Below are 11,796 nucleotides of genomic sequence, written 5' to 3' on the forward strand. Positions count from 1 at the left end.
TTCTCTCGCAAGCGCTCCATGCGGATCGGACAGCGGTCTTTCGGTTCACGAACCTACCGGCAAGGGTCAGACCTGTCGGTATTTGGCAAAATCACAATAGTTCATAGTTGTCCCGCGTGTCAAATCGTTGGCTTCCGCGCATTGTCGTGGTGCCATTGCAGCATTACAGTGCGAAGCCCTGAACGTCGCTTGTTCAGGAAATCCTCGCTCAGCAGTCTATGCTCTGATGTTGGCGGAGGATTTCATATGGCGGGTAATGACGCGCTCGACAATTTCCTGAAACAACTCAAGGGGGCACGGGCCAGCACCGGTGGTCCATTTGGTCCCAATGTGACACGCGGGGCCTTCGGGGGCGGCAAGGGCAGCAAGAACCGATTGCTTGGCGGGCTAGGGCTGCTCGGCGCGGCATTGCTGGCACTGATTGCCTACACCGCATCCTATACGGTACCCAGTGACTCGGTGGGTATCGTGCAGCGATTCGGCAAATACGTTGCCGAGCAGGATCCGGGATTGCATTTCAAGCTGCCACTGGGTGCTGATACCGTCACTATCCTGCCGGTCAAACGACAACTGAAGCAGGAATTCGGATTCGCCAGTTCGGGGGTGACAAACCCCAGTCAGACCCGGCCGGATATTGCTGCGCAGTCGCAGATGGTCACCGGCGATCTGAATGCCGCTCTGGTCGAGTGGGTCGTGCAGTATCGCATCGCCGAGCCTCGCAAGTTCCTGTTCGATGTCCGCAATCCGGGGGAGACGCTGCGTGACCTTTCCGAATCGGTCATGCGTGAAGTGGTGGGTGATCGCACGGTCGATGAAGTCATCACCATCGGCCGTCAGGAGATCGAGTCGGAGGCGCTGACGAACATGCAGACATTGGTGGCGAAGTACGAAATAGGCGTCAGTATCGACCAGGTACAACTCAAGAACATCAACCCACCTCAGCCGGTGCAGGAGTCGTTCAACGAAGTGAATCAGGCCCAGCAGGAGAAGGAAAGCCTGATCAATGCCGCACGCCGTGAATACAACAAGGTGATTCCCTTGGCAGAGGGCGAGAAAGACCAGCGTATCCGCGCCGCCGATGGTTATCGACTCAAGCGAATCAATGAGGCCGAAGGTGATGCGGCACGCTTCAACTCCGTGCTGGTGGAATACAGCAAGGCGCCGGAAGTCACGCGGCGTCGCATCTACATCGAGACCTTGCAGGAGGTGCTGCCGGGTCTGGACAGCAAGCTGATCGTGGATGAGCAGTCGCAGCAGATACTGCCCCTGATGCATCTGAACGCCATCCAGGAGGCCGCACAATGAAGATCACATCCATCATACTGGCCATCGTTGTGGCTGCTGCCTTGCTGATCCTGTCCGGCGCCTTGTACACCGTGGATGAAACCAGGCAGGTCATCATCACGCAATTCGGCAAACCGGTCGGAGAACCGAAGACCGAAGCCGGTCTGAAATTCAAGATTCCGTTCATCCAGCAGGTCAATCCGGTCGACAAACGCATTCTGGAGTGGGACGGTTCTCCCAGCAACATGCCGACCAAGGACAAACTGTACATCGCTGTGGATCTGTTCGCGCGCTGGCGCATCGTTGATCCCCTGCAGTATTTTCTGCGTCTGCGTGACGAGCGCAGTGCACAGTCTCGCCTGGATGACATTCTGGGTAGTGAAACACGCAATGCGGTTGCCAAGCACGAGTTGATCGAACTGATCAGAACGACCAAGGGGCGGCAACCTCTGCGCGATGCTTCCTTGTCGGAATCCGATCTGGCAACCCTTGGTGGATTGGTGCCCATCAGCAAGGGCCGGGCGCTGGTCGAGCAGGAAATATTCGAAGCGGCGGCGCCCAAGGTGGAAGTCTTTGGTATCGAACTGACGGACATTCGCTTCAAGCGAGTCAATTACAACGAGAGCGTTCGACCCAAGATCTACGAGCGCATGATCAGCGAGCGTCGACAGATTGCCGAACGCTTCCGCTCGGAAGGCAATGGTGAGGCTGCGCGTATCAATGGTAATCGCGAGCGGGAGTTGAATCGGATCCGTTCGGAGGCGTACCGGGAAGTGGAGGAAATTCGCGGCGATGCCGATGCCAAGGCGACCGAAATCTATGCCAGTGCCTATAATCAGTCCGCGGAGGCTGTGGATTTCTACGAATTCCAGAAAACGATGGACATGTACCGGACCGTTCTGCAGAACAACTCGACTCTGATCATGTCCACCGGCAGTGAGGCCTTCGAATATCTCAAGTCAATGAACCCTGCTGAAGAGGCTGATGAACCATGAGCACTGATTACGCCGCAGATGTATCCAGATTCGTGGAAAACCCCGACCAGACCTGCATCGATAACATCGTCAAGTACTGCGGTATCGCGCTGCGCAGCAGCAAGGATGCCGCGCTGGTCTCCAGTTCCGACCAGAGTGAGCTGAACCGTGTAAGAGACGGCTTTGCGGCGAAGAAACTGGATCTGGACCAGGCCGCTGCCGAAGAGGGTATCAAGCAAGTTTGCGAGCAGATGAAGAGTACTCGGCAAAAGAGTCGTGTCACCTTCTACTACCTGCTGGCACAGCAGACCGGAACGATGGACAAACTGGCCTGAACCAACCGATAGCTTCTCCTTGACATGACTGTGCAGGACAACAATCCGGCCAAGCTGGATTCACGGCGGCGTTTCAGGCGTCGGTTCAAGACATTGCTGCCAAGTCTCGGTGTGTACGGCGGTACTGCTGTCCTGATTGCCGCGGCACTGTGGATCAGTTACCAGTTCATCGAGCCGGCGCCACCGGATACACTGGTGATGGCTACCGGTAATCGTGAAGGGGCATACCATGCCTTCGCGATGCAGCTGTCAGAAGAGTTTGCCAAGGAAGGTGTGACGCTGCAGCTGCGAGAGACCGCAGGGTCGGTGGAAAATCTGGCCTTGCTGGAAGAAGACAGCGATGTCAAGGTGGCCTTTCTGCAGTCCGGTATCGCTTCCGCGGCAGAGCATCCGCAATTGCGAGGCCTGGCCAGTGTGGACTTCGAACCCCTGTGGCTGTTTTCGAATCAGCAAACACGACTGCGCAGTATCGGTGATCTGAAAGGCCTGCGAGTCGCGGTAGGCGCACCGGGTAGTGGTACGCGGCAGGTGGCATTGAAACTGCTCGCCGACAATGCACTGACCGACGCCGAACTGACCCTGTTGCCACTGACCGGTTCCGCCGCAGTGGACGCCTTGCTCGATGGGTCGATCGATGCGGCGCTGACCATCTCGTCAGCCAATGCCGGCATGGTGCAACGACTGCTGGCAGAGCCGGATGTCCGCTTGATGAGTGTGGGCAGAGCCGAAGCCTATGCGCGACGATACTCCTGGTTCTCGCACCTGACGCTGCCACGCGGGGTGATCGATCTGGCGCAGGATCGACCACCGGAGACCATCGATCTGATTGCGGTGGCTGCCACTCTGGTGGCCAGCGACGATCTGCATCCGGCGCTGGCAGATCTGATGATGCGGGCAGCTGCCAGTGTGGCGGCTCGTGACACCCTGTTCTCACGAGCCGGCCGATTTCCTTCCCGTGACTTCCTGGACTTCCCGGTCAGTGCCGATGCCGAGCGCTATTACAAGTATGGCGTGCCTTTCCTGTTGCGCTATCTGCCTTTCTGGGCTGCCAATCTGGTGGACCGTCTGAAATTGCTGGCCTTGCCACTGTTGGCCTTGCTGTTGCCGCTGTCGCGCATGTTGCCACCGGCCTATCGCTGGACCGTCAGAAAGAAGGTGTATCACTGGTATGACGAAGTACAGGCGATTGATCAGTCGACATCCGACGACAGTTCTCCGGCGGCACTGTCTCGCTGCCTGCTGGAACTGAAGCGTATCGAGGATGAGGCTCGGGCAATCGAGGTACCGCTGAGCTATGCGCACGAGCTGTATGCCCTGCGCCAGCATATCGACATGCTGACACAGCAGATAGAGCGAAGGCAGGAAATCGATGTGCCAGCCTGACACGTTTCGCTGGCGAGTTCTGGGCAGAGATTCTCCCCGTATCGGTTGAATCGGTTTGTAAAGTCTACAATCACGGTAAGGCAGGCGGGGTTCGGTGTGTGCCTGAAATATGATGATAGCCTGAATTTACACTGTACGATCAACAAGTTGACGATACTTCACCATCACTGTCAGGAATCCTCCGCGTGAGATGTCTATCATTCAACGACTCCTGACCCTGCAACGACGGAACCGGCGTGCGCCAGATGAAACAGTTCTCTACCAGCCTGGCCCAGGGCAGGGCATTTCCCGAGGCTCTTGGGCATGCTCTGCTGGCTGTACTCATGCTGCTGGTGCTGCAGCCGAGTGCCGTGTTGGCCCAGAGCGATGCCAAGGCGACGGTCGCCGTGTCAATCTCGGGCGTAGATGATGAATTGCTCAGCAATGTCCGCGGTTTTCTACCGTTGTACTCCTTCGATGACAAGGAAGCACCAACCGAAGGCCGTCTGCGTTATCTGCACGGGCAAGCAGAAGAGTCGATTCGTCAGGCCCTGGCGCCGTTCGGCTACTACCGTCCGACCGTGACGTCCACGCTGGAGCGGAACGATGGCGTCTGGCAGGCCTCGTACGTGGTCGATCCACAGGACCGTATCCTGACGAGTAAGGTGGACGTCTCGCTCAGCGGGGAGGCCGAGACAGACCCGGAATTTCTTGCGGCCATCCGGGAGTCTTCTCTGCAGGTCGGCAAGCCCCTGGTGCACGAGGACTATGAAGCGCTCAAGCAGCGTTTTCAGGTTCTGGCATCGCAGCGAGGGTATTTTGACGCCAGGTTGCAACAGGGTGCGATTCGAATCGATCTGCAGAAGTACGAGGCGGCGGTGGTTCTGCACTTCGACAGTGGTGTTCGCTATTTTCTGGGCGAAGTGAGCTTCAATCAGGACAAGCCCTGGCTGAGCGATGACATGCTGGCGCGCTACTCGGAAATCGAACCCGGTCAGCCCTATCTGGCGGAGGATCTTCAACAGCTGCAGGGTGATCTGAGCAATACCGAGTACTATCAGGAAGTCACACTCGACGTCTCTCCCGAGAATGCCAATGACGATCACGTCATTCCGGTCGTCGTCAACCTGACGGCACGCAATCCGACGCGCTATTCCTTTGGTGCCGGCTATGGCACGGACACGGGGGCGAGGATCAAGGCGGGCATGACGCGTCGGCGAGTCAATCAGGCAGGTCATCATTTCACCGGCGAGGCGCTGATCTCCGAGCTCAGATACGGGATCGCGGCAGACTACACCATCCCCGGCAGTGATCCGCGTACCGATTCCTGGGGTATTCGTGGTTCGGTGGAAGACGAACACTCGGATACCAGCGATTACACCACCGCCAAGCTCGGTGGATACTATCGACATCGGGACGGGCTCTGGATGAAGACCTATTCAGTGGATTACCTGGTAGAACGTTATGAAGTGTCGAATGAGGATGAAAACAGCAAGCTGCTGATTCCCAGCGTGGAATGGACTCGTACCTTTCCGGCGGAGCTGAGTGAACGGATCTATCCGGCGTATGGCACTCTGTTGCAGCTCAGTGTTCGAGGTGCCAGTGAAGATGCCTTGTCCGATACCAGTTTCATTCAACCCATGATCAGCGGCAAGTGGATCCATTCCTTTGCCAACTCCACCCGTCTGATCGCACGAGGCGCGGCCGGTACCACTTCGGTCAGCGACTTCGATCAGTTGCCGACCTCGCTGCGGTTCTTCACCGGGGGCGACAAGACTGTTCGGGGGTATGCCTACAACGTCATCGGACCGAGTATCGGTAGCGATGTCGTGGGTGGCAAGCACCTGCTCGAGAGCAGCCTGGAATATGAAGTGCCGGTCAGCGAGAAATGGAGTATCGCCGCTTTCGTCGATGTCGGTGATGCTTTCGACGACGAGCCGGATTACAAGACCGGGGTCGGTCTGGGTGTTCACTGGCGCTCGCCCATCGGGCCGGTTCGTCTGGATTTCGGACATGCACTGGATGAACCGCCGGGCAAGGAGCTGCGCCTGCATCTGACTATCGGATCCGACCTGTGATCAAACGTATTCTGAAAATCGTCGGCCTGGTTCTGCTGCTTCTGATCATCGTGATCATTGGTGGGGTAAGCTGGATTGTCGGCACCGAGAGCGGCTTCCAGCAGGCATTGGCCATGGGCAAGAAGTTTGCGCCTGGTACGCTGGAATGGAAGGAGGCCAGCGGCAAGCTGGCGGGGCCGCTACAGCTTCGCGGGTTGCATTATGTACAGACCGACGGCATCGAGGCCCACCTGGGTGCATTGGATTTCGACTGGCGGCCGAGCGCCTTGCTTGGCAGGGAAGTCGCAGTGGATCAGTTGCATCTGGACGGCGTGGAAGTGCATTTGCCCGAGGCAAGCGAACAGCCGGAAGAGGACAGCGCCACTGGGGGCGGACTGCCTGATATATCGCTGCCTGTGGCCATCACGCTGAACGACATTGCCGTGACGGATATCGCCATCTACCCGGCAGGTCAGGATACTGCCATACAGATCGATCGTGTCGCATTGAGCGCCAGTGCTGAAGCAGCTGATATCCATCTGGCGGAGTTCGAGGTCATTGCGCCGCAGGGTGAGCTGCATGTCCAGGGTGATGTGACGAGCCGTGATGACTACCCGATGGATCTGTCGCTGGACTGGTTGGCCGATGTCGGGCAGTCTGCTCCGCTACAGGGTGAAGGAACGCTGGCGGGCAGTCTGGCCCGATTGCAGATCGATCACCAGATCAGCGGATTCGCGGAAGCGGACATCGCGGCGACTGTCAGCGATGTCATCGAGGCACCGGCCTGGGAGGCTTCGGTCGAGGCTAGTGTGCCAAATCCCGAATCACTGTCCGAAATGCTCACGTCCAGCCCCCGGATATCACTCCAGTCCAGCGGCACGCCGGACGATTATCAGGCTCAGGCGACCGTCAATGCGGCTACCGCCGAAACAGGTCCCGTTACTCTCGATGCCGATGTCAGCGGCTCCACGCAGAGCCTCGACATTCGATCGCTGCAGCTCCTAATCGAGGAGAACGGTGGCCAGTTATCCGCAGCGGGGCAGGTGACCTTTGCCACGCTGCAAGGCGAAGTCCAGGGGCAGTGGCAGAACCTGAGCTGGCCGCTGGATGGTGAAGCGCAATTCAGCAGCGCCAGCGGCACCTTCGATGCCAGTGGTTCAGCGGAGGAATTCACGGCCAGCCTCAGCACCGATGTTGACGGTCAGGCCATTCCCGAAGGGCAGTGGACTCTGTCACTGAATGGTTCGGCCACCGCACTCAGCGATTTCACGCTGCAGGGGCAGACTCTGGATGGAACCGTGTCAGCCAACGGCGTTGCCAGCTGGGAGAACCAGCCGGACTGGGATGTGGAGCTGGTGACGGAAGGGATCGATCCTGGTGTTCAGTGGAAGGATTTTCCGGGCAGTATCGATCTGTCGGTCAGCTCGACGGGGCAGATTACCGAACAGGGTCCGCAAGTGTCCGCTGACATCAAGCGTCTTTCGGGACGCCTGCGTGATCAGGCCTTGTCCGGTGGTGGGCAAGTCCAGCTGGACGGGAAAAAACTGAACATCGATCAGCTCAATGTGACACATGGTTCGACCAGGCTTGATGCAAATGGCGAAATCGATGAACAGATGGCGCTCGATTTCACACTTGAAGCGCCCGATCTGGGTAGTCTCATGCCGGAGCTTGCCGGTTCGATCAGCATGGCAGGTACCGTGTCGGGGACTCAGGAAGCACCCGTGATCGACATGAGTGGTGAGGCGGACGATGTGGCTTATGCCGAAAACCGTGTAGGCAGCTTGCAGTTTGATATCGATGCCGGCCTTGCCAGCGATGCGGCTCTGGATGTGTCGCTGGAAGCTGCGGACATCACGGCGGGTGGGCAGACTGTCAGTGATGTCGATCTGAGCGTTCAAGGCAGCCAGGCCGATCATCGACTCGCATTGTCGGCCGATACGGACCAGGGGAATCTCGCCACGCAGCTGACGGGTGCCTATCGAGATAATGCATGGAATGGCTCGCTGACTTCCCTGCAACTGGAAGAGACGCCCGCTGGTACCTGGCAGTTGCGTGAACCGGTCAGTATCGGCGCATCGGCGGAAAAGGCCGAAGCCTCGCAGCTGTGTCTCGACAACAGCGATGCCTACGGCAGCCTGTGTGTCGATGCCAACTGGCTGGCAGCCGGTGATTCCACCGTAGCGTTGAATATCAGCGGACTGTCCCCCGACCTGGCGGAGGCCTATCTGCCACCGGGATTCATCGTGGACACGGAACTCAATGGCGATGTCACGGCAAGTCTTGGTGCGCAAGGAAGCATGAACGCCGAAGCCAGTCTGGTGCTGGACTCGGGCAAGTTGACCTTGAACGCGGACACATCGCCGGTCGAGATCGGTCTCGAGCCGACACGCATCCAGGGCTCCTGGTCCGGTAATGATGCCGTGATGGACTTGACGACAGCCTTTACCGATTTTGGCGATCTGACGGCGAAGGCGTCGATATCGGATCTCGCTGGCGAAGGCAGACTGGCTGGTAGTCTGAATGCCGACTTACCGGATCTGACATTGATCAGCGCGTTTGCACCACAGATCCAGCAGGTGTCTGGCGCACTGAAGAGCAATCTCTCGATGGGAGGTACATTGAAGACGCCGCAGATCGAAGGCGAACTGAGTCTGCTGGATTTCACGGCGGAGATACCCGAAACCGCCATGTTGATCGAAGACACCCGATTGACCATCAGGGGCAATCCTGATGGCACCTTGCTCATCGATGGCGAATCCAGTTCGGGGGAGGGCAAGCTGGATATCAACGGTAGTGTCGACCCGGGGACTCGAACGCTCTCGATCAGCGTTGACGGCGAGAACTATCAGGTAGCCAACACGGGCATGATGCAGGCAGTCGTCAGTCCGGAACTGGACATCGCCATGGACAACAGTGGCATGAAGGTCGATGGCAAGGTCACCATTCCCAGTGCCTATATCAATGCCAATGGCGGCAATGATGGCATCAAGACCGTCAGTTCCTCATCCGATGTGGTGTACGTCTCGGAGGAAGGAGAGCAGGCCGAGACGCCGCCCAGCCAACTCGAACTGGATGTGCAGATCATTCTCGGTGACAGCGTGGAAGTCGAGGCGGGCGACTTTCGAGGGCGTCTCGAAGGTGATCTGCGTGTTCAGCAGACCCCGGAAATCGCCCCTCGGGGCACAGGTACGATCAATGTGCTCAATGGTGACTACGTGATTTACGGTCAACAGCTGAATATGGAACGTGGTCGTATCCTGTTCAGTGGAGGACCGGTGGACAATCCCAGTCTGGATATGGAAGTGGCGCGTGAAGTCCAGGAATATGACGTCATTGCCGGTGCAAGGATCAAGGGTACGGCCCAGTCTCCGAGACTGGAGTTGTACTCGGAGCCACCGATGCCGGATGCCAGCATTCTGTCCTACATCCTGCTGGGGCAGCCGCCTGGCGCCACAGGGGGTAGCTATACCCTCGGAAAGTACCTGACGCCGGACTTGTATGTCAGCTACGGCATTGGCCTGTTCGATGCCATCAATACGTTCAACATGCGCTATCGGCTGACTGACAAGTTGGCGGTGGAGGCCGAAAGTGGTAGCGGCAGCAGTGCGGATCTGATCTACACCATCGAGAAATGAGTAGTGACGGAGCACTGATGGGCTCGCTGTGGGGGCCAAGGCGAAGATCGATTGCCTGGGGGCCAGACAAGATCGAACTTGCCGGATGCCGCCCCGCCTCGAGGTGGGGCTGACTGCCTGTTTGAGAATGACGTCACAGCTTGCCGTCAATTCAGCGGTGATTCGGTTTTCAGATGAACGCGAGTTGGCCGATAGCCTGCGTTACACCCGAAAAAATCCGATTCGAATCATGCCTTGTTTTCCTGAACAGACCCGACGCTAGTGGCAAGGCTGGCTGACCGCATGGCACGACTTGTGGGGGGGCGTCGTCAGATCAACGCTGCAGAGCCAATCACCCGGTTGCATTACCTCATGGTGGGCGTCTCCGTCGTGGCGACAATCATTGCCTGGCAAATGTCTCTTGCCGGTGTGCAGGAGCGCACCCGGTTGCAGTTCGACGCTCAGGCACATGACGTCATTCGTGATTTCGAAGAGCAGATGCGTCGTTACGAGGATGTGCTCCATGCAGGCGTTGGCTACGTCTCCGGCAATGAGGGGATTCTGCCCGACGAATGGCAGGCTTTCACTGACCGGATGGACTTGGCGGGACGGCACCCCGCTCTCAACAGTCTTGGTGTCGTCTACAAGGTATTGCCTGAAGACGCGGCTTCGTTCGAGCTGGAACAGCGCAGAATGCGTCCTGAATTCGGTATCAATCCGGCCGTCGATTCTCGATCCATTGACAGCCGACCGTACTATCTGCCAGTAACCTTCGTCGCTCCGCGGAAGCTCGAAAAAAGAGCATTGGGTCTGGATGCCGCACGCGAGTCGCGCCGTATGCAAGCCATCGAACGAGCAATGGATACCGGCGAGGTGCAGATTACCGAACCGGTTCAGTTTGGACTGGACAGAGATTCAGGCCTGCTGCTGTTTGCCCCGATCTACGATGCGCAAACTCCGGATACCGTCGCGCAACGACGAGCGAGCTTCAGGGGGGCAGTCGTTGCCTCGATATTCACTCAGAATCTGGCCGCTGTGGTTCTGGAAAACGACAGTCGTCAGGTATCGCTCAAGGTCTCGGATGAAGGCCAGGTGATGTACGACGAGCAACTCGCCGATCGTGCTGATCTCGATCCCGAACCGATGTTGCAGTATTCCCGAGAGATGTTCTTCATGGGTCGTGTCTGGCGATTCGAGGTCGATAGTACGCTCGCTTTTCGTCAGGCCCATCAGCGTCTCGAGCCGGCACTGATATTGTTCGGCGGACTGATCATCAACGCCCTGCTGGTCTGTCTGCTTGTCTACATGGCACAGGCCAACCGACGAGCGCTGGATTACGGCAGGAAGATCGCCGCCAAGTATGATCGCCAATCGGAAGCCCTGCAGCAAAGCAATGCGACGCTTGAAGAACTCAATGAAGAGCTTCGATCATTTTCCTATGTGGTGTCACATGATCTGAAAACACCTCTCAGGGGCATCGCAGCGCTTGCCAGCTGCATTGAAGATGACATGGCGGAGCAGTTTCCCGGTCTCGAGGAATCGCAACCTGAATTCGCAAGACGGCTCGGGCTCATTCGGAAACAGGTGACACTCTCTCAAGGCCTGATCACCGGTGTTCTGGAATATTCCGGTCTGGGGGCAGATGCGGAGATTCCGGAGACCGTGAACGTGCTGGAACTTCTGCATGGCATTCGAACCATGCTGGGTGTCAGGGAGGATCAGCTTCAGGTGCTGGATGAGATGCCGGTACTGACCACCTGTCAGACGCAGTTGTTTCAGGTGTTCATGAACCTGATGGGCAATGGCTACAAATATCATGGCAACCCGGAGGATGCTCTGGTCATCGTCAGTGCTGTAGATAGTCCGAAAGCCGGTTTTCATCGCTTTGTCGTGTCGGACAATGGTCCGGGAATCGACGCCAGGTACCATGAAAGGATATTCGAGGTATTTTCCACCTTGCAGCCAAAGGATCACTCCATGAGCTCCGGGGTGGGCCTGGCCATTGTCAGAAAACTGGTGAGTCGGCATGGCGGTGAAATCACCATCGAATCGGAGCCAGGGCATGGGGCAAGCTTTCTGTTCGACTGGCCTTGCGAGGTGGAGCCGTCCTTGCTGTCGGGGCCCGGCATTCTGCCGAAAGCCGCCTGATTCTCTTGCGAGCCGGCTC

At 57.7% G+C, this 11,796-nt stretch carries 7 protein-coding genes; all 7 read left to right on the top strand.

Annotated elements, in window-relative coordinates; genetic code table 11:
• Positions 1-246: 246 nt before the first annotated feature.
• The 7 genes from hflK to ACUNV4_RS03950 all read left to right on the top strand — a co-directional run bounded on the left by hflK (position 247) and on the right by ACUNV4_RS03950 (position 11,777).
• On the top strand, positions 247-1,305 hold the full coding sequence (gene hflK / locus ACUNV4_RS03920; protein ID WP_430877188.1) for an FtsH protease activity modulator HflK: 1,059 nt from the start codon (positions 247-249) through the stop codon (positions 1,303-1,305).
• A complete protein-coding gene (hflC, locus tag ACUNV4_RS03925) occupies positions 1,302-2,279 on the top strand; it encodes a protease modulator HflC (RefSeq protein WP_430877189.1) in 978 nt (325 codons plus the stop codon). Before hflK ends, hflC begins: the two co-directional genes overlap by 4 nt.
• A complete protein-coding gene (locus ACUNV4_RS03930; RefSeq protein ID WP_430877190.1) occupies positions 2,276-2,593 on the top strand; it encodes a DUF2853 family protein in 318 nt (105 codons plus the stop codon). The genes hflC and ACUNV4_RS03930 overlap by 4 nt, the downstream gene beginning before the upstream one ends.
• Before the next feature lie 24 nt (positions 2,594-2,617).
• The gene (locus ACUNV4_RS03935) at positions 2,618-3,976 is read left to right on the top strand and encodes a TAXI family TRAP transporter solute-binding subunit (protein ID WP_430877191.1); all 1,359 of its coding nucleotides are present in this window, start codon (positions 2,618-2,620) and stop codon (positions 3,974-3,976) included.
• Between the two features lie 245 nt (positions 3,977-4,221).
• Positions 4,222-6,033 carry an autotransporter assembly complex protein TamA gene (locus ACUNV4_RS03940; protein ID WP_430877192.1) on the top strand — a complete coding sequence of 604 codons (1,812 nt, stop codon included), beginning with the start codon at positions 4,222-4,224 and terminating at the stop codon, positions 6,031-6,033.
• Positions 6,030-9,650: a translocation/assembly module TamB domain-containing protein gene (locus ACUNV4_RS03945; protein WP_430877193.1), complete on the top strand. Its 3,621-nt coding sequence runs from the start codon at positions 6,030-6,032 to the stop codon at positions 9,648-9,650. The genes ACUNV4_RS03940 and ACUNV4_RS03945 overlap by 4 nt, the downstream gene beginning before the upstream one ends.
• A 282-nt stretch (positions 9,651-9,932) precedes the next feature.
• Positions 9,933-11,777: a sensor histidine kinase gene (locus tag ACUNV4_RS03950; RefSeq protein WP_430877194.1), complete on the top strand. Its 1,845-nt coding sequence runs from the start codon at positions 9,933-9,935 to the stop codon at positions 11,775-11,777.
• Positions 11,778-11,796 lie beyond the last annotated feature (19 nt).

The organism is Granulosicoccus sp. 3-233, from assembly GCF_052681095.1.